Here is a 24,232-nt window from a genome sequence, read left to right as displayed (position 1 = left end):
GTCTATAAACCAGCCTGGAGGCACGGGGTTATCGTGCAAGTTAAACAGAACACAGAGATACGTTCAGCTTAACTTGTTTGATGACTTCAGGGCTACTGAAAACTCAGGCTTCAGCCGTTAGGCAAGCCTGAGTAGTTTATTGTCTTACCGTCAGCGACACAGTTTGACTATCCCAAACTTCCTGATGGGGAGTTGCTGGCTTACCTACACCAAGCAACGCAAATTGAACCGACGGATAAGGAAAAAATCGAATCGCCATCATCCGATGACTCAGAGTCGGAAAACTTAGGTGAAGACAAGTATAATTTTCCCTTCTGCACCAAAGTCTCCACCGCTACACCACCGATTCAATGGGGAAGGATTACCAGGGAAGGATATGCGCCTCAAGCTTTGGAAAATACGATTCTCCAACGGCGCTCAACTCGCGCTTATAATGGTGCAACCCTAACCTTAGATGAACTTAAATTGCTGCTTGATTTTACCTACCAACCGCAACACTACAGCCAGCAAGGATTTGAGACTTATCCTGATTATTTTGATCTTAGCTTAATTGAAACCTTTGTGGCAAGTTCTGGGGTAACAGGTTTAGACGAAGGCTGCTATTATTACGCGCCGAAAGCCCAAGAATTAAGGCAAATTCGCTTTAAGAACTTCCGCCGGGAATTACACTATTTGTGCTTGGGACAAGAGTTAGGGCGGGATGCGAGTGTGGTTCTCTTTCACACAGCCGACTTGAAGGAAGCTGTGGCGAAGTATGGCGATCGCGCTTATCGTTACCTGCATCTGGATGCGGGACACCTGGGACAACGGCTCAATTTAGCGGCGATTTATTTACAATTGGGTGTAAGTGGTATCGGTGGGTTCTTTGATGATCAAGTGAATGAAGTTTTAGGGATTCCTCCTGATGAGGCGGTTCTTTATATTACTACCCTGGGGCGTCCGAGAAGTTAATGGTTATTTGTCATTCGTTTATGTCATTTGCCATCATTGAGTTGTTGCATTTATAGAGGGTGGGCTGAAGGGGTGACAAGCCCCTAAGCGGGCTTGACAGACAAACTGTTTCTGCAAAGTTTTTTTACAAGAGCTAGAGTTGATCTAAGTCGTGGTGACATTGCTGTCTAGCCAAGACTGAAAACGACACAGTTACCAGGAGATTGTATGCCATTATACGCTGAGTTACACCGTCATCTGGGGGGTTCAGTGGTTCCTCGGATTCTCTGGCGATATTTTCAACGCCAAAGTGATCCGTTAACCCAGAAATTTGCTGACTATGAGGAGTTTGAGGAATTTTACACGCGATCGCGCAATACGTTGGATGAGTATTTGGAACTGCACACGTTGGTGGAACATGTACAAACAGCGCCAAGCTTACCCTATTTTATCTATCGCTTAATTCGCGGCGCGTATATCTTTGAGAATTTAGCCTATTTAGAACTTCGCTATACGCCTTATTTACGCACGCCGGAACAGTTAAGTCAATCGGAACGGATTGATCAGATGGCGCAGATTGTGGAGATTGTCGGAAAAGCCAGTCAGGTAAATGATTATCCGATGGTGACGAGTCAAATTCTCTGTATGCATTCACGGCTTCCCTATGCGGTGAATAAGGCAATTGTTGATCTAGCCGCCCAAAGGAAGGACTATGTATGTGGGGTGGATTTAGCGGGAGGAGATGCTCATTATGGTGAACGATTAGAGGAATTTGTGGGACTCTATCAGTATGCGCGATCGCTCGGTCTTAATACAACGGGTCATCTCTACGAAACCACCGACGGTTGTTATCCAGAACTTTTGCCATATTTAATGAGAATTGGTCATGGCATTCATATTCCCTTAAAATATCCAGAGTTGTTAAAAGAAGTTGCCCAGCGACAGCAATGTTTAGAAATATGTCCCACAACCTACTTGAAAACAGGAACACTCGATGATATTCATCAACTGAAAGTGGTCTTTGATTCCTGTTTTGATGCGGGGGTTGATATTGCCATTTGTACCGATAACGCGGGATTAAATAATGTGCGGTTACCCTTTGAGTACGAAAACTTATTAACCCAAGATGTGATTGATTTTGAACAAATGCAAGCCTGTCAAGATGCCGCCTTTCGCCACGCCTTTGCTTGGCCCCATAAACAGCATCCCGCCTCTCTATTAACCGGATTGCTGGAAAATTCTAGAGACGAGGTTGTTGCCGCCAATGGTACACCCAGAACCAAAAATTAGGGGCAGAACCGCTGGTATCAATTAACAACGGTAGTCCACTCAATTTGGTCGGGTTGCCCTCTCTTCTTTTGTTGATAAAGCTCTCAAACCCTTACGAATGACGAATGACAAATGACGATCTCAACCGTTAACTTTAATTGTGTCCACCTACTTACCGTCCACCTTATCTCTTTTCAGGGTTTAACCTTGGGGTAAGCATCTTTAATATGTCGCATCACTTCTTGATAAATTTCGCTACTCACGCGATTACCTCGTCTAAAGTCTTCCAATTTGGCATTATCGATATAGAATTCAATCGTGAATTTAATCAAGGTAAACCCCTCATATTGGGATGTTCCCTTCATCCTAATTTTAGGTTCTTGTCGTTGGCTTCTGGCTTGTTTAAATCGCTCTCGTAACCATTTAACTAGATCCATGACATAATCGTCCAACCGGGTTTCTTCACGATGAGGATTACTGATTTTCTGGAAAACTCGTTGAAACCGTCGTTTTAAAAGTTCAATTTTTCGTTCCCATTCATCAGGCAGGATATATTGATCTTCATCGCGTAAATTGGAATCTCTTAACCATAGGCGATACCATTCCCTAACTAAACCAATTAAAGTGTCGGGAGATTCGTTCTCCTGTAATTTAAAGAGAATTCGTTTATTTTGTCGTTCCCTGAAAACTTCTAACCCAATTTGGTGCAATATCTCCTCATATTCCTGTTGAATAGTTTCAATCTCTTCGCCATCTAATCCCCCTTTTTCAGCAAATTGAATCATGACCATCAGCGCTTCTAACGCTTGCTCAATATCTTCTAGCTTGATGTTTACCTCATTTTCTAGAATCAACCGTTGACGACTCATGTTCTTTTTGTAGGAAAAATGAGTGTCTGAATTAGAGGGGTTATAGAATTGATCGATATAAGCCAATTTTTTTTCAATATCTCCCAATGTATCCGGATGAGCGAAAACAATTTCCAGCATGAGTTGCTGAATCTGCTCGAGATCGCATTCCGGTGGGACTTCTACAGGCAAGGCATAGAAATAGTGAGGAATCGGACGACTTAAATTCGTAATGGACTGACCTTGTAAAACACTATTGGGAATATAGACTTCACATCGGTCATCAAACATATAGACTTGAGTCACCCGCACGCCAATTTTCCGCAGCATTCCAATTGAACCATTTTCCAGTTCAATAATGTCACCAAATTGAAAGGGTGTATCAATCAGCAGAACAATACCACTAAAAAAATTAGCTAAAATATCTTTAACCGCAAACCCGATAATAAACGTCGCCCCCCCTAATGTGACCCAAATTCCGGTTAAATCAACGCCAAAGGATTGCAGAACGAAAACACTACCCAGTATAAAAATCACAAACGGGACAACGCCTTCTAAGAGAGGGAACAGGACATTATCCCACATGGCTTCAGTTTGTCGGGCATAATCTTTGAGGTAGTAGATGAAAACTTGAATGAATAACTGGATTAACCCATAACTGACTGCCACAATAATACTCGCCGTCAGCAGACGTTCAAACCAGCTTGGGGTATCTCCAGCAGCTAAATCCCCAAAGGCAACCTTCAAACTGACCAGAATGAAAATCGTCAGAATGGGATAAGCGGAGACATTCAGGGTGACTAGGGCAATATCGCTCTCAAACTTCCGAAAAATGGAGCGTAGCCCATAAAATAAGAAGATGTAGAGCAGACAAGCTGCTAGGGAAGCGATCGCGAGCTTCCCCAGAATCAAACCAACTGTCCGTAAGGGAATGACCGTAAGCGCGGTTAACATGATCAGCTTGTTGATTGGTGATTGTTGATGGCTACATAGCTGGCTCAAAGGAGCAGAAGTATCCTATAGTTGGCTCTTAGGAGTAGGAGTACCATGAACATGATATGATGAGTAGCCCAACTGGATGCCAGTTGGAGAAGCGGCTACCGATGGGTTTGATGATCCCCCTTTCGGATAAGATGAGAAAATGCAAACGAACCAATTGATCACGTTCTAGCAACTCGGTTGAGGTATAGAGTAGATGAACCAAGAAATTTTCGATAGAGTCAAAAAAATAGTTGCGGAACAACTGGAAGTTGAACCCGGTGACGTAACCCCTCAAGCTAACTTTGCCAATGACCTAAACGCCGACTCCCTGGACGTGGTGGAATTGGTTATGGCTTTAGAGGAAGAGTTCGATATCGAGATTCCAGACGAAGCCGCCGAAAATATTGCCACAGTCCAAGCGGCTGTAGACTATATCAGCTCAAAATCAGAAGCAGCCGCCTAGTTAGCGGTTGTCTTCTTAGAAGAAGTTCTGCGTTCTCGGGCAGTTGCCCGGTTTTATTGGCATCATGACAAACATTGAACTCAAGCGCGTTGTTGTTACAGGATTGGGCGCGATCACTCCCATCGGTAATACTGTGGCAGAGTATTGGGATGGACTCTTGAGTGGGCGTAATGGGATTAGTACAATTACCCGATTTGACCCCTCCCGCCATGCCTGTCGTATTGCTGGCGAAGTCAAGGGATTTAATCCCCATGACTATATGGATCGCAAAGAAGCCAAGCGAATGGATCGCTTTGCCCAATTTGGAGTCGCGGCTAGCAAACAAGCGATCGCAGATGCGAAGTTTGTCATTAATGAATTGAACGCAGAACAGGTGGGTGTTGTCATTGGCACCGGGGTTGGCGGGCTCAAAGTCCTGGAAGACCAACAAGAGGTCTACTTGACTCGTGGTCCCGATCGCTGTAGCCCGTTTATGATTCCGATGATGATTGCCAATATGGCAGCCGGACTCACGGCAATTCATACGGGGGCAAAAGGACCCAATACCTCTACTGTCAGTGCCTGTGCTTCTGGCGCCCATGGGGTGGGAGATGCCTTTCGTTTGATTCAACGGGGTTATGCCCAAGCGATGATTTGTGGGGGAACGGAAGCCGCCGTGACACCTTTATCCGTGGCGGGATTTGCCTCGGCAAAAGCCCTGTCTACCCGCAATGATGACCCCGAACATGCCTGTCGTCCCTTTGATCGCGATCGCGACGGCTTTGTTATGGGTGAAGGTGCGGGTATCCTACTGTTGGAAGAATTGGAACATGCCCTCAGTCGGGGTGCCCATATTTATGCCGAAATGGTCGGCTATGGCATGACCTGTGATGCCTATCACATGACCTCACCCGTGCCCGGTGGGGAAGGGGCAATCCGGGCAATGCAGTTGGCACTCAAGGATGCTGGATTGCCGCCAGAAGCCGTTAGCTATATTAATGCCCACGGGACAAGTACACCCGTTAACGATCCCACAGAAACGACGGCGATTAAAAAAGCTTTGGGCGATCATGCCTACAAGATTGCCGTGAGTTCCACCAAATCCATGACAGGTCATCTGTTAGGAGGTTCTGGGGGCATCGAATCCGTGGCATCAGTCTTGGCGGTAACCCATGACCAAATTCCGCCGACGATTAATCTAGAAAATCCTGATCCAGACTGCGATCTAGATTATGTGCCGAATCAAAGCCGTCAGCAGGTAGTTGATGTGGCGCTATCAAATTCCTTTGGCTTTGGCGGTCATAATGTCACCTTGGTGTTCAAGAAGTACAGATCAGCTTAAGGATCTCAGTGGCGCTGTCTTCGCGATAAAGCGATCGCGATTTCATACCAAGTTGCGTTCTATCATGTCATTCTGAGCGAAGCGAAGAATCTGGGCAGATGCTTCGCGTCACTCCGTTTCACGGAGCCTGCCCTCGAAGGTCGTGAAGGGTTTTGCTCAGCATGACAGATTCTACCTTAGACTGCAACTTGGTATCAACGCCTCCATTAAATTGGATAGGTTCCGAAGGGGTACGGCACTGCCGTGCCCCTTCAGGGTTTTTACTCCCTGCCATTGCCTTTGGCACCACAACAGCATCGGCAATCACCCTACGCGATCGCGTAGGGTGATTCGGGAATGAGCAAACCCCTACTCCCCCATATCCTTCTCCCTCTATCTCCCTCCTATCAGCGATCTTCGCCACATCCCCCTCTCCCCCATAGTTCTTCAGTTCTCGAAAAATATATTGTGCGATCGCCTCCTTTAGATATATACTAATGTTTACCAATCACAAATCTCTATCCCAAGAGGGTTGTGGCACAACTGTCAACCTCAGGGAGAAGTAGCGACATGGAAAACTGGTGCAACCCCATTAATCAAAACGCGCAAGCCCTCAAAGCCATCAAAAAACCGGACAGCGGTTTTTCATCTCTCTTCTTTCTGCACTGAACCTTTCTCGACCTCAGCGTGCTAGGTAATAATTTGTCTTCCTATATGTGATACCAAAACACTTGATACCGAACTGTCCATGCATCGTCTCTGCGTGAAAGACAGTCGTAATACACTATTCCAAGCCGTGTTTCCTTAGTCGTATCATTTGGGTATTATTTCTATCACTTTCCTTTCCAGGTAACAACATTTAGAGCGTTGGGGCTTTGTTCTATCGTCTGTAGTCATTGACAACGGGCAATAGAGAGGGTATCCATAGCTATAACGTGCTGATAAAACGCACAACAACTGAGTATGGCTATAGTCTTTTTATCGGCTGTAGCTAACAGAATGGGTATGGAAAATTGGCTCAATTCAAATCCGAAAAGAATTTTCCAATCTTCACCATATTTTCACCTTTAAGGTTCAATATGTTAGGTAAGTCAGAGAAAAACTCATGAGCGCTATCGCCCGTCTAAATGATGTTTGAGAACAATGAGGCTGAAACGCTTATCTAGAAAGGATTGCGATTTTACCACTCTTGTAAAACTGATTGACGACAAACTGGAGTGACTGCCTTTATCATTAGTTTCCCAGGGCAATCGGCAAGACAAAAGCAAATGAGCATAGCAAACTGAATTAAAAAGTCGTAGGTAAAATCTAGGGGACACTAGAAACAATCAAGTTAAAAAGATTTAATCTAAAAAAGGTTGCTAAAAAAATGGATTTCGGTTTAAGATAAATTGAGGAAGATTAACAAAAGTTTACAAATCCAGCTTATCTGGTTGTCGTCCATTGTCTTTAGCCCAAAGAATGCAGCCGTAGAACGTACCAGGTTCCACGACTGCAAAGGATTAGCCGATTATGAGAAACTTGCTAAATATAATGCAGCCGTAGAACGTACCAGGTTCCACGACTGCAAAAGCCAAGGCAGAATATCTCAGGATTAGCCGATTCTGAGAAACCTGCTGAACATAAAGCTAAAGAAATAGACACCTTTAAACCCAACATTAGTTTGTATGTACTATTCAGTACAGGTTGGCTTTTTGCCTTGACCAACCTGGATTGAGGGGCTTTGTATCTTTTCTTGAGATCTATCTTATCACAACTCATAGATCTCGGAATGTATAAACCTTGACCATTTTCCAAATAACCTGGCTTTCGCAAGACTAGCGAAGTCAGTCAGTTCGTCACGACATTATTCACAGACTAACGGAGAAGAAGCGTCAATGGGAATCTTTACAACTCAATTCACAACACAACTTGGTGCATCGAACGAGCTCATCAATGTCACAATTGAATATGGTCAAGACTTTGATAACGATGGTTTTAACGATCTTAAAGTTACACTCAGCTTAGATCCCAGCTCTAATTCTGGTACAGATGATCTGCTCGGTGTAGCGTTTGATATCAATAGCATTTACAACCCTGATGCTTTAAACTTACAGATCTTAAACATCCAACGCTCGGAACAGAGTAATACTCAGTCTCTCAGCACGTTTGCCCCAACGTCTGTTATCGGTGAAGAAAAAGTAACAGATAATAGCAATCTTGTTACCGGTGGTAACAACTTAGATCCCGGCTTTCAAGTTGATGGCGCAGAACCCTTTGATATTGGCATCAAGTTTAGCGAACAAGGATCGGGAGAAGGAATCGTCCAAACTGCCAGTTTCGTGATTAGCAGTTCCACTCAGGATCTTGATGAAACCCTGCTCGAAAATACGGAGTGGTATGTACGTCTCCAGTCCACAGATGGTGGTCAAGAGAGTGCCAAAACAGGCGGAGTTATTGGCGATATCACCGATAATGGAGGTCCGGCAAACCCCGCAATTGACGTAGAGAAATACGTCTCCGTTGATGGCGGTGTAACCTGGGAAGATGCCGATAGTGTCACCGGATCTGAAGTCCTAGATGGCACAAATCCCCTCTTCAAATTTGTCGTCACGAATACGGGTGACGTTGCACTAACCAACGTTAACTTAACCGATAGCGACTTCAGCTTAGATGGACTCACTGGAGACTTAACCAGTGGTAATAATCAATACGACATTGGCACATTAGCCGCCGGTGCATCCACAGAAGTTATCTTCAATAGCGCCACCTGGCAATCTGGTCAGCACGCCAACACAGCAACGACTTCAGGAACTGATGGTCAAACAACCGTCAGTGACATGGATGAGGCGCACTACTTCGGTGCTAATCCCGCCATTGCCATCGATAAAGTCACCAATGGTGCAGATGGTCAAGAAATTCTAGCAGGCACAAATGTTAACTGGACATACAGCGTTAGCAATGCCGGAAATGTTGGCATCTCCAATGTCAGTGTCATGGATGATAATGGCACAGTAAATGATACGTCTGACGACTTTACTCCCACCTATGTCAGTGGTGATACTGACAGCGACAGCATCTTAGATGTGGGTGAAACCTGGACTTACCAAGGCAATGGAACTGCTCAAGCTGGTGATTACAGCAACTTGGGAACAGTTACAGGAAATTACACCGATGATTTAGGGAATACGGAGAACGTTACGGATGATGACCCCAGTAACTACTTCGGTGCTGACCCCAGCATTGACGTAGAGAAATACGTCTCCGTTGATGGTGGTAACACCTTTGTTGATGCAGATAACCCAACCGGTCCTTTACTAACCGAAGGTAACGGTGATCCCATCTTCAAGTTCGTAGTCCAGAACACGGGTAATGTGGCTTTGACTGGAGTCACCCTATCCGATAGCGACTTTGCTCTGAATCTCGCACCCTTTGACCTCGCCGCCAATGATGGTGTTGCAGGCGGTGCTGACGAATTTGTGTACACCTTCAACGGCGCCACCTGGGAAGCCGGACCTCACACCAACACGGCTACTGTCAATGCTACCTACACCGATGATCTGGGTAACCAGGCTCCTCTAACCGACAGCGATGATGCCAACTACTACGGCGATGCTCTCCCAGAAATTAGTGTGATCAAGACGGCTAGCACGACAAGTATCCGCGAGGATGTGGGTGCTGATGTCACCTACACGGTAACCATCACCAATAACAGTGACCCCAATAGCGCTGACTACGACCCAGTCACAATTACGTCCCTACCAGACACGCTCTGGATAGACAATAACGGCGATGGTATCCAGCAAACCACTGAAGTGCAAACCGTTGATCGGATTACTGATGCTTTAGCCGATTGGCAAGCCGCAGGGAATACAGGGGATATCGTCCTCAACCCTGGTGAAGCCTTCACCTTCGACTATACGACATCCTATGCACCCGGTGAATTAAATCCTTGGGAAGATCCCACAAATACCATCATCGCCAACGGTACGGATGATGAAGGCAATCAAGCCTCTGACGATGACGATGCTGTAGTCGATGTTTTCCAGAAGAATCAGCGCAGTATCGAGATTGATTCCCTCACCGGAATCCGTAATGGTGATATGCTCTCTGGTAACTTCCGCATTGTCAATGCTAGCGGTGATCCGGTTGATGTCAAGGTTGATTCCTTGAATATGGGTTACGAGGAACAAGTCGAAGGGAGCAAGGGTAATAAGAAGAGCTGGCTACCCACAGAATTGGGCTACAGTAACCAGTTCTGGATTGACAGCAATCCCAATGGTATACTCGACTCCAACGAAACGCTGCTTACTGACCGCGATCCGTCAACAGAGCTATTTAATACCTCAATTGTCTTCGGTTCCTCAGTCTATGTCGGCTACAAGTCCACCTTTGATGGTGCTGTCTCTGACCCAATTCGGGCGACCGCAGAAGCGACAATTGATGGACGTTTTGACCGATTTGGCGAGAAAGTTACATTCCATTACACCGAAGTGTTGTAATTTGTTCTAGGTTCTCAACCGAATAAATTATCCCAGTAGGGGCGCATGGCTATGCGCCCCTACATTTATACTGTGTAAACATATACAGAACAACTTGTCCTGCCCATTCAACCCAATCCTCAAATTTGAGTCCAGCTTATACCAGAGACTCTTGATCATCGATCCCCCTAATGGGATGATGAGAGTATCCTTGGGGAAAGAGTAACCTTTGCTTTACGGAAGTAATTTTGCGTTAAACCCTAGTTTCCTGGAGTCATTACATAACACCTATGGTCGTTGCAACCCAATCTGTCGAAGAACTTTGTATTAATTCCATCCGCTTTCTGGCGATAGACGCCGTAGAGAAAGCAAACTCCGGTCATCCCGGATTGCCAATGGGCGCAGCACCGATGGCGTTTGTGCTGTGGGATCGCCTGATGCGGTACAACCCGAAAAATCCCTACTGGTTAAACCGCGATCGCTTTGTTTTGTCTGCGGGTCATGGCTGTATGTTACAGTATGCCTTGCTCTATCTAACAGGTTACGATAGCGTCAGCCTCGATGATATCAAGCAGTTCCGCCAGTTGGACTCCAAAACTCCTGGTCACCCGGAAAACTTCATGACTGAAGGGGTAGAAGTTACCACCGGACCATTAGGACAAGGGATTGCCAATGGTGTCGGTTTAGCGATGGCAGAGGCACATTTAGCCGCCAAGTTTAATAAACCCGATTGCCAAATTATCGACCACTACACCTACGTCATCTTAGGTGATGGTTGCAATATGGAGGGTGTCTCAGGAGAAGCCTGTTCTCTGGCAGGACACCTGGGACTAGGCAAACTGATTGCCCTTTACGATGATAACCATATCTCCATTGACGGTTCCACCGACCTTGCCTTTACGGAAGATGTGGGCAAGCGCTTTGAAGCCTATGGTTGGCACGTCCAGCATGTTCCCGATGGTAACACCAACTTGGACGCGATTCATAAGGCAATTGAAGCGGCTAAAGCGGTAACCGATAAGCCTTCCTTAATTAAAGTCACCACAACCATTGGTTTCGGCTCTCCCAATAAAGCCAATACCCATGACGTACACGGTGCAGCCTTAGGTGCTGATGAAGTACAAGCCACTCGTGACCATATGGGTTGGAATTATCCCGCCTTCGAGGTACCCGAAGACGCCCTGAAGCATTTCCGCAAAGCAGTTGATCGCGGTGCCCAATATGAAGAAGAATGGAACAAACTCTTCACCCGTTATAAAGCTGAATACGGTGAGGAAGCCGCTTTATTAGAACGGATGGTCAGTGGTAAGCTGCCCGACGGTTGGGAGAAAGTCCTACCTTCCTATACACCTGAGGATAAGAAAGATGCCACTCGGAATCTATCTGGCACAATCCTCAACGTCATGGCTGGGGTATTACCGGAACTGATTGGCGGTTCGGCTGACTTAGCCCCTTCCAACAAAACCTTACTCAAATCCTCAAAGGATTTCCAAAAAGGCGCTTATGAAAACCGCAACCTCCGCTTTGGGGTTCGCGAACATGGCATGGGAGCGATTTGTAATGGGATTGCCCTGCATAAGTCTGGGTTGATTCCCTACGGTGCCACCTTCTTAGTCTTCACCGACTACATGCGGGGAGCGATTCGCCTGTCTGCCCTATCCCATGCCGGGGTAATCTGGGTAATGACCCATGATTCTGTAGCATTAGGGGAAGATGGTCCGACGCACCAACCGATTGAGCATATTCCCACCCTGCGAGCGATTCCCAACTTAATCGTACTTCGTCCGGCGGATGGCAATGAAACCTCTGGTGCATACAAGATAGCCATTGAGAAGGCAAAACCTGCCAATGGAATGTCAACACCGAGTCTGTTAGCATTGTCCCGGCAAGGGCTACCTAACCTAGACGGAAGTTCGATTGATGCTGTCGCCCAAGGTGCTTACATCCTATCTGATAGCGATGGCACACCCGACATCATCTTAATTGGCACAGGTTCCGAAGTTCACATCTGTGTTGATGCGGCGGAAAAACTCCGGGGTGAAGGCAAGAAAGTCCGCGTGGTTTCGATGCCAAGCTGGGAACTGTTTGAGGAACAGGATGAAAGCTATCGGGAATCTGTACTACCGAAAGCCGTAACCAAGCGCCTAGCAGTGGAAGCGGGTTCTAGCTTTGGCTGGTGTCGCTATGTTGGCGCTGAAGGTGACACGATTAGTATTGATCACTTTGGCGTATCGGCTCCCGGTGAGGTTGCTTTAGAGAAGTTTGGCTACACGGTAGATAATATCGTGGCTAAGGCTAAGGCGCTTTAAGGATAGTAATTTCAGTCGTAGGGAAACGGAACTGCCGTATCCCTAAGTAGTCGGACAAAACTTTTGGGTGCTGTATAAAGTTTTGTAAACATCACCCAGCCTCTCTTGAGGTAAAGGTGACAAGCATTTTTAATGTCTTGATACAGTACCGTTTATTTATGTTCGACCACTTACAATCAGAAAGGCTCCCTAGAAATAGAGAGCCTTTTTCACTATTCTTGAGTGCTTGACCTCAGATTGGCAATTATAAAACATCTGTGTTGTTTAGGTGTTGTTTAGAATTGGTAGCGCAGTTGTGCTCTAACCCTATGGTCGGTGTAGTCTTCGCGCCCGACGACAGTTTCGTAATCGATCGCGCTGGAAAAATTCTGGGAAAACTGCACGTCCACTCCAGCCCCTAATCTGACGTAATCGCGATCGGGGTCGTCTGTAGTCGCCCGCATCGGGATGCCGGGTTGGGTGAGGAGTTCCGTCTCGATTTCGCGGCTGTCGTTGGCGAACTGGTGTTCGTAACTTGCCCGGATATTGGGTGTCACTGTAGTGTTGCCAGCTTTGAACACATAAGCCGCCTGAACGCCCGCACTGAGAACCAGCGATTCCACTTCTTGGTCTTGGACTTTCATGTTGAGGCTAAGAGCACCTTCCTCAGTGTAATCATCAATTTCGACGCGATCATAGCCAACTCCTAGGGTTGGTCCATAAGAAAAGTTGCCCAATCTGGTATTGTAACCACCGTTCACTTTGACCGATAGCTGGTTCCCGTCCGTGTCAGCAGTAGCCCTGCGGTTGTCGAATTCGATTTGGCGGGTTATCTCATAGTCATTCCAACCATAACTGACAACGGCATCCGTATAAAAGTTACCCCGAACATAGTTGCCATAGATAGAAACGGCATAACCATCAACTTCAACCTCGCCAAGGTCATCATCAAGTTCGGTGTCATTGCTGAGGTGACCGACAGCAACTCCCATCGCTAGGTCGCCCGTGACGCGATAGTCAATGCCAGCAGTAATGCCTGTTGTTGTCAAATCATAACCCGGTTCGCTATTGCTGGTATCTTTATCGCCGAAGTTGATGTCACCGTTCACGAAGGCACCGACCCGTTGTTCGGGGGGAGTTTCGCGGACACCTCGCAGGGACCGCAACCGAGCGTCAATCGTTTGAGTCTGCCTGCGAGCAACGCTTAAGGCAATGTCGGCTTGGGGGATAACTGTTTGAGGACTAATCAGCACTGCCAAAGCCGCTTCTCCAAGCAGCTCATGAACGGCAGCAGTCGGATGAATTTCATCCCAAAAAAAATACTCGTCGGGGTTGGGACAAACCGTATCTGTTGCATCATTTAAGCAAGGTTCGGTCACGTTTGTTATGCCGTATCTGGCTGGCTCGGCGAGAACTTCATTAACCAGAGCATTGACATCGAGCGGTATGATCTGAACTTCACGGTTTTGAGCTAACATTTGCATAGCTGCATTTAAGTTGCGGTTGTATTGATTGACTGCGGCGGTGATGGCGTCGGGAGGAAAGGGAGAGGTTAATCTTAGAGGCGTCCTTCCCAAATCTGGCAGGTTGACTACTATAATCGTTTCAGCACCGTTTGCAATCAGCGTTGTCACCGCATTAGATAGGGTGTTGACCGTGGTTGTCGTGTCTATATCTGTTGGGTTTGTGCCTGGAGCTACGTCGAGGTAGTCGTTGGCGCCGCCCCAAACAGTATAAAGACCATTGGAATCGAGTGGTTGCCTTGTGGTGGTCAACTCAATAACCTGCTCCAGCACGTCCTCTGAGGTTGCACCACCAAGGGCAAAGTTATTAGCTGGATTGTTATCAATTCCTAACTCTAATCCGAGAACTTCCACCCAGACCAAGCCGTTAGTAAAACGTCCCTCAAAATAGGGAGGGCTAGGAGGGAAGAGACCTTGAGAGCTTTCAAATCTGTTACCAACGTCTGAGAGACTATCGCCAAAGATGTAAAACTCCTCAAATTTCTGTGCCGAAGCATCGAGCGGCAACAGGGTAGATAATAAAACAGATGCGATCGCTAGAGCTTGTTTTTGCATGAATATTACCCTAAGCTAAATAGCGCTGACTTAAGCACTAATGTGCTACTGAAACTTTAGTAATGAGAATGACATGATCCCCCGATCATCTTTGCAGTTACTCTAAGTTTTTCTAGTCTAACTTTAATTGGATTTCCATACAGATAACCAATAAATTCGCTAAATCTATCAGCATAGTGAACATATCCTGACCGAGCCTGTTACACTAAACATCGTGGTCGTTGACTTGTGCTAAACCCAATACTCTTTAATCCATGTCAGAGGAATTCCGCCAAATTGTCCCCACTCCTCCACCTGCTGCGGATATTTTTGCCACCTACCAACTCACCTACGAGTTCCACCGAGAAACCCAGTATCGCCAAGAATTCCAGTCCTACTGCCAATGGTATCGCCAAACCGCCAAACGCCACCAACAAGAACTCCAAAAAATGCAAGGCGACATCAACCTGTTTAGGTGGTTCTGTCGCCGTCGCTAATGATTCAAATGAATAATAATACGCCGTTAACCGTCAACAAAAAAGCTGACTAGGATAGGTATTTTCACCGAGCAACTGACTGATTTTGTTGAGAAGAACTGAACATTCATACCACTTCTAACTCATCTTCCCGGAAGTGACCGCGAAACTTTTTATCAAATTTGACCTGAATCGGTAAGTTAGCGCTCACAGGTCGCCCTTGCCATTCCGTAACGATAGCAATGACTTCGCCTTCCGTACCCTTGATATCAAACGGCTCATTGCGGTGGGCAGGATTGTGGTAAACAATAACAGATGTCTTAACTCGAACGCGATCGCCAACTTTCATAAAAAGCTCGTTTTCTCTTAAACAGCCTACATCTTGCCAGAAATTTCTCTGACAATCCTAAACCATTCTTACACAGCAGTGTTCCTTCCTAGAGATTAGTTAGACAACTGATCAAAAACGATGCTGATTTTCCAGCACCGTTTCCAGAAGTATAAGCCACCTCAACCGCAGCCGATTTATGGCTTCACGCCGCCACAGAAGCTTGAGGACGAGCAAAAATCATCCGTCCGGCAGAAGTCTGTAAAGCAGAGGTCACCACAACCCGCATTTCAGCGCCGAGGTAGTTACGTCCTTCTTCTACAACCACCATCGTGCCATCATCTAGGTAACCCACGCCTTGAGAGGGTTCTTTCCCCTCCTTGAGGATTTTCAGTTCCAGACTATCACCCGGTAGATAAATCGGACGCATAGCGTGAGCCAAGTCATTGACATTGAGTACAGGGACTTTTTGCAAATTAGCCACTTTACTCAAATTGTAATCATTGGTCAAAAGCGTGCCATTAATGTCCTGAGTAAACCGCACCAATTTGGCATCCACCGTCTGAATATCCTCATAATAATCAGCCGGGTGAATAATCAGGCGTTCCGGATAAGCCGTTTGCATTGCCTTGAGAATATCCAACCCACGTCGTCCCCGAATCCGCTTTTGATCATTCGCTGCATCAGCGAGCTGCTGCAACTCCTGCAACACAAACTGGGGGATCAGGATTTGACCCTCGACAAACCCTGTATTCAACAGTTCCTCAATGCGACCATCAATAATACAGCTTGTGTCCAGTACCTTACTCGCTGCCGCTTTGAGCGTCCCTTCTGCCACCAATATCGTGTCCAAGCTGTTCGGATTAATAAGTCGCAAAAAAGTCCGACCGTGGGTATCTGCCAAACTGATTCCCAGAAAGGCAAACATCACACTGCCCAAAATTGCCGCTAGGGGCTTGATAAAGGCAAACTCAGAGGGAAAAGGCAGTAAGAAAATCGGTGCTAGCATTAAATTCGCTAACAGCAGCCCCAACACCAAACCGACTGCCCGGGTTAAAATTACCTCAATTGGCAGTTGGCGCACCTGCTTTTCCAAACGACGATAGGTCACCTGCACGGTTAACCCAACCGCAAAACCGATAATGGCGGTAAAACTGGCTAAAATCCAGCGCAGCGCTTCCAGATTCGTGATCTGTTCCTGCACGGAGGGCGGCAGCAATTCAACGGTGTCGAACCCTACACCGGCTCCTCCTAGGATGAATAAAAGAATAATGACAAAATCAAGCATGGTTCCAATCCAAGTGGTTTATCTGACAAATCTTCCAATACTATTCGAGATTTATAATCATAGAGGTTAATCTCATTTATTATATCTTTCACTTCATTTTGTTTTCCTATGCCTATCGGCTTAGCTCAAATCTTCAGTTTTTCGTATATTCGTATAAGAGAATACTGTTCTCGGCAGGCGGCAAAATCAAGGTGAACGGTCAGGAGCGTCATTTTTCATTGGCAAAAATTTGAGACAAATTTACATAACGTAATAAAGTTGAGTTTATTTCTACCCACCTACTTAGCCCTGCTTTAGTTGATGGCTCAAGACTTGTTCTAAAACTATCTTGAAATAACAATTCATTTGTCATACTCGCTCATCAAGAAGCAGGCTACGTCTTATGTCAGGGTTTAAGGTGTATTTACAGAACGTGATAGAGTTGGGTTGATTTCCATTGACCTACTGACTTGTTAATCAAACTTTAAGAATTGCTCCCCGAATTCCGGAAAAATGTGTTAAATTTTTTAAACAAATCTGAGAAAGTCATAGAGATGGGAATTCCTCGTTCTGCCTACATCCACATTCCCTTCTGCCGCCGTCGCTGCTACTACTGTGACTTTCCTGTATCCGTAGTCGGCGATAAAGCCACGGGTAGCACGTCCGGCACGATTGAGGAATATGTTGAGGTATTGACTCAGGAAATCCAAACAACACCAGCCTCGACTTGTTCTCTATCAACCATTTTCTTTGGCGGTGGCACCCCCTCTCTGTTATCGACTCAACAGTTAAGCCGCATTCTGGATACCTTAGCACAGCAGTTTGGCATAGCTACCGATGCGGAGATTTCCTTGGAAATGGACCCAGGCACATTCGACCTGTCCCAGATCAAAGGATACCGGGATGCTGGCGTGAATCGAGTTAGCTTAGGAGTTCAAGCCTTTCAAGATGAACTATTGGGCATTTGTGGGCGATCGCACCAGCTTAATCATATCTTTACCGCTGTCGAGTTGCTCCGCCAAGTAGAGGTTCCCGACTGGAGTTTAGATTTGATTTCTGGATTGCCCACTCAAACCTTAGAACAGTGGCAGGAATCCTTGAGATCCGCCATTCAGCTTACCCCTACCCATATCTCATGCTATGACCTGACTATAGAACCCGTCACCGCCTTTGGACGACAGTACAGCCCCGGCATTTCTCCCTTACCGACTGACGAGACAACCGCTCAAATGTACCGCCTTGCCCAGACGCTCCTCACTGATGCCGGGTATGAACATTATGAGATATCCAACTATGCTTTACCCACTCACCAATGCCGACATAATCGGGTGTATTGGGAAAACCATCCTTTTTATGGGTTTGGTATGGGGGCGGCGAGTTATGTCCAGGGGCGGCGGTTTACTCGCCCCCGCACTCGGCGAGAGTATTATACTTGGGTGCAACAGTTCATTGAAGCGAATGGGATCTGGGAAAGTCCAGAACTCTCGGACGTGGATATTTTGTTAGAAACTCTAATGCTAGGACTACGCTTGGCAGAAGGTGTGAGTCTATCTACACTGGTGCGGCAGTTTGGCGAGAAGACTCTCGAACAGATTGGGACAACTTTGCAGCCCTACTACCAGCAAGGTTGGGTAGAAGTTGTAGAACGAGATGGAAAAGCCTGGGATTGGCACAATGCCCAGAAACTACCGATGACTGGGCGGCTGAGATTAAGTGATCCAGACGGGTTTTTGTTTTCTAATCAGATTCTGGCTGATTTGTTTAGTCGCTGTATGTGAGTGAGGGTACAGAAATTTTTCGGCTCATCCCATACAGAAGTAGTGCCAGCGCAATAAACCCGTAAGGGAAATAGGCTGGGTTACCGATTTGACCTAAGAGTGCCGGAACAGAGGTTTTGCCCAGGTAGGCAGCGTAAAATAGATAGCCTATTGCCACATGACCACACTTGTGTTGCACTAAAGCAAATACGGTGGCAAAGGTGGGACCGTAGAGGAAGGCAGCCACAGCAAACAAGATACCAAAGGGAAAAACACTCGTCAAGCTCACCACGGCTAATCCAGCCAGCAGCAACCATTGCAATCGTCGAATCGGTTGGGGATTGACCCAAATGCTCAACGTTAAACGCCCCACTGTCAATCCTCCCCAATAGAGAGAAAGCAGGGTGCCACTCCAAACAACACTCTCACCCAAGCTTCTCAAGTAAGCGCCACTCCAGGTACCGATCGCACTCTCTAACCCGACATAGAGGAAAATCACCACCAGAAAGGGGGTAGCCTGTTTCCAAGGCATGCGATCGCGCTTAGGTTGATAGTTTAAAACATGGGGCGCTCTCCAGGCTAAAGCAACGGAACCCAGCGCCAAAATTGCCACGAGTCCAAACGCCAATCGCCAAGGGAGAAATGTTCCCATCAGAGGCGCACTTAATGCTCCAACTCCAAAGGTAGCATTTGCCCAGTTGAGCAGCACAATTCGCCGTTGGGGATGAAGTTCGCCAACTAAGCTGTTGCATTGGAGATTGAGAATTCCGTCTCCAAATCCGATCAGGAGTGCGGCTAGTCCAATCCAGGTAAATGTAGGGGATAGGGAGATAAGGGCGAATGCTACCATAACCGTAACAAATGCCAGAGCAAACCAAGGATGACGTTCGACTCGCCGCGATGCTAATACCAGTCCAGCTAAACTACTAGGCAAAAACGCCGTGTAAAAAAGTCCAACATTCACGGTTTCGCCAAATGCTGCCGTCCATTGGGGCAGAAACGCCCCTGGTGCTGCCACAATAATGCCATGTAAAAATAGTCCCATAAATCCGGCAGTAGTTAGTCGCAGGGATGCTAATTTTTGAACGGTCATGAATTTCTCGGCATAAAATGGCAGATATATTTGAAGGTTAAACAACAATCCCCCGTCTTCCGGAAAAATCCTAACTTATATCATTGGGTTTTATGAAAAAAAACACAACACTGAAAACATTACTCCACACAAGCAGCCATGCTATCTTTTGGCTCTGGAATCTTACCTTTTTGCTGGTCGTATACTTTGGGATATTGCCCCAGATTGGGGTTGATTTGGTCGTCGCCATATTTTCTGGTGAGATTGAAACTGAATTCCTCCTCCCCTTGGTCGGTCTAATTGCCGTACCCACCGTCTGTACCTTGATTGGATGGTGGCGTTTGCGCCGACAACCTTTAGAGCTAATGCGTCTATTCTATGGCGTAGAAGCTCCCCTATTTGCCCTGTGCCTAGTTCGCCTATTCCTCCTGCGAGAACTCACCCCCGCTAGCACCTTGATTGTAGGAACAGCAGTGGCGTGCATGGTGGCATTTTTGCTGGAGGTGCTGTATGGCTATGCTCAACGGAATCAAAAATTAGCATGGCTACAACTGTTCGCTCACAGCTTGATGCTGTTGGTTGGTGTATTCACCGGATTGTTGCTGCTATTCTATGCCGTACCTGCGGCGGCGGTTTTAGTACGTCAGTTTTTTACCTTTGACTGGATAGACGAACTTTGGTGGATTTTGCAGGATGACCTGTCTTTCGCCTTTTGGGGAGTACTTGGGCTTCTACTCTATGGGTTTAGCTTTACCCTATTCCTAGGGATGCCCTCGGCATTAGCCGCCTTATATGTTCAATCCGGGCATCGTATCTTAAACAAGTTTGCCTCCCAGTATGGCAAAAAACGCAGGGTTCAGGGTACTGTTGCGGTAATCAGTGTCTGGATGATTCTGTTTATCTCATTCACGACACAGCCCCAAGTAAAAGCCTTTAAGTTACTGGCTCAACCCGCCCAAACCGATAGCGCTAGGACAGCACTCCTAGACCAATCAGAGGTGATTCGCACCGGACTACTGAACGCCTATTTGTCATCCTATCGCTATCTCAGTCCAATAGAAGAGAATAACCATATCCAGACGATGTATCGTAGCGTCTTTGGTTTACCAGAGTCGCTTTGCCTGTTTTTACAAGTGAGTTATAACCAACTGATGTCGCCGTTTTTGTACAACGGTTCTCGTTCAGATATCGAAAAAGCCGAAAAACTCTACGCCGAATTCTTTGACACTCCCATCCAAAAAGCTGAGCGCAAGGCAGTACAACGCGCCTTGCAATCCACGGCAATTGTAGACGAGGCAAAGGCAGGTGTCTTGAATATTAACCAGAAAAAGGTATGGCTGCGATCGCAACAAGTCAGCGTTACCGAACACGGGGATTGGGCGGATGTGGAACTCTACGAGGTGTATGAAAACCAAACCAATGATGTAGAGGAAATACTCTACTACTTTTCTTTACCCGAAAGCGCCACAATTACAGGCTTGTGGCTTGGGGACACCGATAAGCGATCGCAAAGTTTCCCATTTAAAGTTTCACCACGGGGGGCGGCGCAAAAGGTTTACAATTCTCAGGTGAGACGATCGCGACCCGTTGATCCAGCGTTACTCGAACAGGTTGGACCCCGCCTTTATCGCCTCAGAGCCTTCCCAGTTCCGCCCAAATTATCATTTCGGGAACAAAGAAATTCAACCGAACGACCCACGCAAATGCATCTATGGTTAACTTATAACGTGATGCGACAAGCACAGGGATGGGCGCTGCCTCGATTAGCAGAAAAACGGAATATCTTCTGGACAAAGGACACCCAACGCTTGGGAAATGGAGACGCGATCGCAACATCTGAAGATGAGTGGCTTCCTCCATTTTTAAGAGCCACCGATCAGCAGCAGCCAAAAGTCCATCAAGTGAATTTCCCAGAGGGTTTCCAGATTACAGCAAAGCCACTCGCTCAAGAGGATTACGCCTTACCCCAAGGCAAGCGGTTTGCTGTCGTGGTGGATAGTTCGCGCAGTATGTCAGCCCAGGTTAAATCACTGATAAAAACCTTCAATTGGTTAAACCAACAGGGCTTCGCGGATAACACCTTTGCCAACAATGATGCCGATTTGTACGTTACGGCTGCTGCGGGGAAACAACCTCAGCGTATCGACAATATCCAGACGTTTAATCCGGCAAAGATCACGTTCTATGGCACAATCCAATATCGGGAGATGCTGCAACAGTTTCTCCAATTACAAGGTGATACGCCTTATGATGGTATTTTACTGGTAACGGATGAGGGGAGTTATGAATTATCCGAGGATAGTAAAGATGGGCTAGACATGCCTGCACCGTTATGGATGGTGCATCTGGGGGCATTGCCACCCGCTTATGATGATGGGACGTTAAAAGCCATTCAAGATAGTGGGGGTGGTGTGTCTACAGAACTCCCAGAGGTCTTGCAGCGACTGGCAACAAAGGCAGCATTAGCCCCATCGGTGGTGAGTGTTGTGGATGGCTATGCTTGGTCGATGGTAAAAACTCCCAGTGAAACCACGGCTAACAAAGGTTTTGAGCCATTAGCCGCCAGACAACTCGTCAAAGGATTGAGTCAACAGATACAGGGAAATAATCTGGCTCAACTGGATGCCATTCATGCGATCGCCAAAACCTATAAATTGGTGACGCCCTACTCATCAATGATTGTCCTTGTCAATGATGAGCAGCGAGAGGCACTGAAGAAAGCCGAAGCCGAAAATGATCGTTTTGATCGGAAGGTGGAAGACGGAAAAGAACAGCTCCCTCAGCCAAACAATCCTAATTCCGTCAGCGTGTCCGAACCTGGCATGGTCATGGGTCTGTTAGCGATCGCGCTGATCCTATTCCTCAAACGCCAGCAAGGATTGAATCAGAGGGCATCGTAAAGGTTCAACATCAATCACTTGATAGGTGGCGGCAAATTTCCTCTCTCCACCTAGAAATCCGGAGTCATTGGCGATATGGGCGTATCCAGTATATAGTTTTAGCGATCAGCTTACCTTTATGGGGATATACCAGGGAGCTGAGACCCAAATTCGTGACGCAGATGGATCAAGATGAAATTAAACGATTAGGGGCTTCCCTCAGACAGATCGATCCAGGGATATTAAGCCCAGCGAAAGAGGGAATTACCAAAGTTTGGTATCAAGGAGGCGAGCCTTATTTCGACGTAGTGGTTGAACTTCGCCACGACCAAATTGAGTGGTTTCAATTTACCTTGCGGGGTAAATCCATATCCTGGAGACCGAGGTTTTCGGGTTTACAAACGGGAAGTACTAACGAATTAGAAGCTGATGATCTGACGTTTCATCCAGCCAGTAAATTGATTGAGTATAACAACCAACGAGATCATAAGTTTATTGAATTAGCTCGCGCCATTTTACAAACTCGCGCTCATGAACCTCTATTTAACCAAATTCTCACCTTGTTCGATTCAGCTTAGATCATCGGCTACGATGTCAAACTGGGATGTTCCCGTTACCTGTTGTCTGTTGGCTATTTCTGCAATAATGACGATCGGTATAACCTAGGAAGGAGGGGGCTATATGGCTGGCAGTCATGTTGGTGCTGATTTGTGGATAAGCGAGTATATCACACCTTGGGATATGTATGTTCATGGGATTACCAAGGTTTTGGCTTACAAGAAAACCGCCTATCAGGAGATGTATATTGTTGAAACAGGAGCTTATGGCAAAGGCTTAGTTTTAGATGGCAAATGGCAGTCCTGTACGGGCGATGAGTTTATTTACCATGAAGCCTTGGTTCAGCCTGTGATGATCAATCACCCTAATCCACGCCATGTTCTCGTCTTGGGAGGGGGTGAAGGAGCAACGGTGCGCGAAATCCTGCGCTGGAAAACAGTTGAGCGGGTGATGATGGTGGATATTGATGGTGAGGTTGTGGATGCTTGCCGACAACACCTGCCGGAAATGCACCAAAATGCCTTTGATGATCCTCGGACTCAATTGGTGATTGGTGATGCTCTAGAGGTGTTAGACAACCTGGAGCAACAGTGGGATATTATCATATCCGATCTGTCTGATCCGATTGAAGAAGGACCATCCTATAAACTTTTTACCAAAGAGTTTTTTGAGAAAGTCCAGCGAGTTTTAACACCTGATGGGTTTTTAGTCCTACAAGCCGGACCCGTTGGACCTGTCTCCGTCAAAGCCCATGGTCGCCTAGTTCACACCCTAAACACCGTTTTTCCCAATGTACATTCCTATTGTTGCTACACCCCCACCTACGGTGAGCCGTGGGGATTTGTGATCGCCTCTCTCCAAGCCATTGATACTCAACCCCTACCTGCCACTGTTGACCAACGCCTGCAAGAAAACACAACCGGGGGCTTGCGCCTAATCGACGGCGTAGGGTTATTAGGAGTGTTACAAACCCCTGCCTATATCCGTCAGGCGATCGCTTCTGCCACTCAGGTATACACCTTAAATGAACCACCGAAATTCTTTGGCAAGGGAACATTGGGTAAATCGTCTCAATCTTGATTGATCCAGTATCTGTTGAAAATCCCTGGTATTTATACCAGGGAGAGGTTAGTGTGAATGTAATGATTTATTACAACCTTAAAAAAAATAGGCAGCAACAGGTCAAGCCACAGCGTAAAATTGCCTGTAAAACCGAGTGATTGAAGTTCTACAGATTTCTAGGGTGCAACTCTCATATTTCTATAGTTCCCAATGTAAGCTCCTCCTTGGCAGGCGAAT

General features: G+C 46.6%; 16 protein-coding genes and 1 pseudogene. 11 read left to right on the top strand and 6 right to left on the bottom strand.

Annotated features, from left to right (window positions below; all coding sequences use genetic code 11):
- Positions 1 to 144 precede the first annotated feature (144 nt).
- Positions 145 to 951 (top strand): annotated as a pseudogene (locus tag RID09_RS23425) (SagB/ThcOx family dehydrogenase); the annotation flags it as partial.
- A gap of 207 nt (positions 952 to 1,158) precedes the next feature.
- On the top strand, positions 1,159 to 2,220 hold the full coding sequence (locus RID09_RS23420; RefSeq protein WP_446338324.1) for an adenosine deaminase: 1,062 nt from the start codon (positions 1,159 to 1,161) through the stop codon (positions 2,218 to 2,220).
- Positions 2,221 to 2,393: 173 nt separating this feature from the next.
- Here RID09_RS23420 and RID09_RS23415 read toward each other — a convergent pair whose 3' ends face one another.
- Positions 2,394 to 4,001, bottom strand: a complete 1,608-nt coding sequence (locus RID09_RS23415; protein WP_446338323.1) for a mechanosensitive ion channel family protein — start codon at positions 3,999 to 4,001, stop codon at positions 2,394 to 2,396.
- A gap of 241 nt (positions 4,002 to 4,242) precedes the next feature.
- Between RID09_RS23415 and acpP the strand changes: the two genes are divergently transcribed.
- Together acpP and fabF are read left to right on the top strand one after the other, a co-directional pair.
- Positions 4,243 to 4,491: an acyl carrier protein gene (gene acpP / locus RID09_RS23410; protein WP_446338322.1), complete on the top strand. Its 249-nt coding sequence runs from the start codon at positions 4,243 to 4,245 to the stop codon at positions 4,489 to 4,491.
- A gap of 64 nt (positions 4,492 to 4,555) precedes the next feature.
- The gene (fabF, locus tag RID09_RS23405) at positions 4,556 to 5,812 is read left to right on the top strand and encodes a beta-ketoacyl-ACP synthase II (RefSeq protein WP_446338321.1); all 1,257 of its coding nucleotides are present in this window, start codon (positions 4,556 to 4,558) and stop codon (positions 5,810 to 5,812) included.
- A 118-nt stretch (positions 5,813 to 5,930) separates the two neighbouring features.
- Here the strand turns inward: fabF and RID09_RS23400 are convergent, their stop codons facing one another.
- Positions 5,931 to 6,299 (bottom strand): hypothetical protein, encoded by a 369-nt coding sequence (locus RID09_RS23400; RefSeq protein WP_446338320.1) that lies wholly within the window; start codon positions 6,297 to 6,299, stop codon positions 5,931 to 5,933.
- A gap of 1,369 nt (positions 6,300 to 7,668) precedes the next feature.
- Between RID09_RS23400 and RID09_RS23395 the strand changes: the two genes are divergently transcribed.
- Complete coding sequence (locus RID09_RS23395) at positions 7,669 to 10,272, top strand: DUF7507 domain-containing protein (RefSeq protein ID WP_446338319.1); 2,604 nt, start codon at positions 7,669 to 7,671, stop codon at positions 10,270 to 10,272.
- Positions 10,273 to 10,541: 269 nt separating this feature from the next.
- On the top strand, positions 10,542 to 12,560 hold the full coding sequence (gene tkt, locus RID09_RS23390; protein WP_446338318.1) for a transketolase: 2,019 nt from the start codon (positions 10,542 to 10,544) through the stop codon (positions 12,558 to 12,560).
- 275 nt (positions 12,561 to 12,835) lie between these two features.
- Here the strand turns inward: tkt and RID09_RS23385 are convergent, their stop codons facing one another.
- Positions 12,836 to 14,617: an autotransporter domain-containing protein gene (locus RID09_RS23385; protein WP_446338317.1), complete on the bottom strand. Its 1,782-nt coding sequence runs from the start codon at positions 14,615 to 14,617 to the stop codon at positions 12,836 to 12,838.
- A 254-nt stretch (positions 14,618 to 14,871) separates the two neighbouring features.
- On the opposite strand from RID09_RS23385, the gene RID09_RS23380 reads away from it, so the two are divergent.
- Entirely contained in the window at positions 14,872 to 15,093 is a 222-nt protein-coding gene (locus RID09_RS23380) for a hypothetical protein (protein ID WP_446338316.1), read from the top strand.
- Positions 15,094 to 15,199: 106 nt separating this feature from the next.
- On the opposite strand, the gene RID09_RS23375 is transcribed toward RID09_RS23380, so the two are convergent.
- Together RID09_RS23375 and RID09_RS23370 are read right to left on the bottom strand one after the other, a co-directional pair.
- Positions 15,200 to 15,421 (bottom strand): ferredoxin-thioredoxin reductase variable chain, encoded by a 222-nt coding sequence (locus tag RID09_RS23375; protein WP_446338315.1) that lies wholly within the window; start codon positions 15,419 to 15,421, stop codon positions 15,200 to 15,202.
- 184 nt (positions 15,422 to 15,605) lie between these two features.
- Positions 15,606 to 16,688 carry a PIN domain-containing protein gene (locus RID09_RS23370; RefSeq protein WP_446338314.1) on the bottom strand — a complete coding sequence of 361 codons (1,083 nt, stop codon included), beginning with the start codon at positions 16,686 to 16,688 and terminating at the stop codon, positions 15,606 to 15,608.
- Positions 16,689 to 17,221: 533 nt separating this feature from the next.
- Here RID09_RS23370 and hemW point away from each other — a divergent pair.
- Positions 17,222 to 18,445 (top strand): radical SAM family heme chaperone HemW, encoded by a 1,224-nt coding sequence (hemW, locus tag RID09_RS23365; RefSeq protein WP_446338313.1) that lies wholly within the window; start codon positions 17,222 to 17,224, stop codon positions 18,443 to 18,445.
- On the opposite strand, the gene RID09_RS23360 is transcribed toward hemW, so the two are convergent.
- Positions 18,429 to 19,517 carry an MFS transporter gene (locus RID09_RS23360; protein WP_446338312.1) on the bottom strand — a complete coding sequence of 363 codons (1,089 nt, stop codon included), beginning with the start codon at positions 19,515 to 19,517 and terminating at the stop codon, positions 18,429 to 18,431. The two genes, hemW and RID09_RS23360, sit on opposite strands and share 17 nt — an antisense overlap.
- Before the next feature lie 92 nt (positions 19,518 to 19,609).
- On the opposite strand from RID09_RS23360, the gene RID09_RS23355 reads away from it, so the two are divergent.
- The 3 genes from RID09_RS23355 (at position 19,610) to RID09_RS23345 (ending at position 24,013) form a co-directional block, all read left to right on the top strand.
- A complete protein-coding gene (locus RID09_RS23355; RefSeq protein WP_446338311.1) occupies positions 19,610 to 22,396 on the top strand; it encodes a TIGR02921 family PEP-CTERM protein in 2,787 nt (928 codons plus the stop codon).
- 161 nt (positions 22,397 to 22,557) lie between these two features.
- Positions 22,558 to 22,953 carry a hypothetical protein gene (locus RID09_RS23350; protein ID WP_446338310.1) on the top strand — a complete coding sequence of 132 codons (396 nt, stop codon included), beginning with the start codon at positions 22,558 to 22,560 and terminating at the stop codon, positions 22,951 to 22,953.
- A 103-nt stretch (positions 22,954 to 23,056) separates the two neighbouring features.
- Positions 23,057 to 24,013 carry a fused MFS/spermidine synthase gene (locus RID09_RS23345; protein WP_446338309.1) on the top strand — a complete coding sequence of 319 codons (957 nt, stop codon included), beginning with the start codon at positions 23,057 to 23,059 and terminating at the stop codon, positions 24,011 to 24,013.
- The last annotated feature ends 219 nt before the right edge of the window (positions 24,014 to 24,232 follow it).

The sequence above is a fragment of the Coleofasciculus sp. G1-WW12-02 genome (assembly GCF_040219735.1).
GTDB lineage: Bacteria > Cyanobacteriota > Cyanobacteriia > Cyanobacteriales > Coleofasciculaceae > Coleofasciculus.
The sequence above is the reverse complement of the archived record's forward strand: the minus strand, read 5'-3'. Positions and strand labels throughout refer to the sequence as shown.

Bases quoted from the DNA above. Each gene is read 5' to 3' on its own strand.
- RID09_RS23420 (WP_446338324.1), top strand. From the start codon at position 1,159: ATGCCATTATACGCTGAGTTACACCGTCATCTGGGGGGTTCAGTGGTT.
- RID09_RS23415 (WP_446338323.1), bottom strand. From the start codon at position 4,001: ATGTTAACCGCGCTTACGGTCATTCCCTTACGGACAGTTGGTTTGATT.
- acpP (WP_446338322.1), top strand. From the start codon at position 4,243: ATGAACCAAGAAATTTTCGATAGAGTCAAAAAAATAGTTGCGGAACAA.
- fabF (WP_446338321.1), top strand. From the start codon at position 4,556: ATGACAAACATTGAACTCAAGCGCGTTGTTGTTACAGGATTGGGCGCG.
- RID09_RS23395 (WP_446338319.1), top strand. From the start codon at position 7,669: ATGGGAATCTTTACAACTCAATTCACAACACAACTTGGTGCATCGAAC.
- tkt (WP_446338318.1), top strand. From the start codon at position 10,542: ATGGTCGTTGCAACCCAATCTGTCGAAGAACTTTGTATTAATTCCATC.
- RID09_RS23385 (WP_446338317.1), bottom strand. From the start codon at position 14,617: ATGCAAAAACAAGCTCTAGCGATCGCATCTGTTTTATTATCTACCCTG.
- RID09_RS23380 (WP_446338316.1), top strand. From the start codon at position 14,872: ATGTCAGAGGAATTCCGCCAAATTGTCCCCACTCCTCCACCTGCTGCG.
- RID09_RS23375 (WP_446338315.1), bottom strand. From the start codon at position 15,421: ATGAAAGTTGGCGATCGCGTTCGAGTTAAGACATCTGTTATTGTTTAC.
- RID09_RS23370 (WP_446338314.1), bottom strand. From the start codon at position 16,688: ATGCTTGATTTTGTCATTATTCTTTTATTCATCCTAGGAGGAGCCGGT.
- hemW (WP_446338313.1), top strand. From the start codon at position 17,222: ATGGGAATTCCTCGTTCTGCCTACATCCACATTCCCTTCTGCCGCCGT.
- RID09_RS23360 (WP_446338312.1), bottom strand. From the start codon at position 19,517: ATGACCGTTCAAAAATTAGCATCCCTGCGACTAACTACTGCCGGATTT.
- RID09_RS23355 (WP_446338311.1), top strand. From the start codon at position 19,610: ATGAAAAAAAACACAACACTGAAAACATTACTCCACACAAGCAGCCAT.
- RID09_RS23350 (WP_446338310.1), top strand. From the start codon at position 22,558: ATGGATCAAGATGAAATTAAACGATTAGGGGCTTCCCTCAGACAGATC.
- RID09_RS23345 (WP_446338309.1), top strand. From the start codon at position 23,057: ATGGCTGGCAGTCATGTTGGTGCTGATTTGTGGATAAGCGAGTATATC.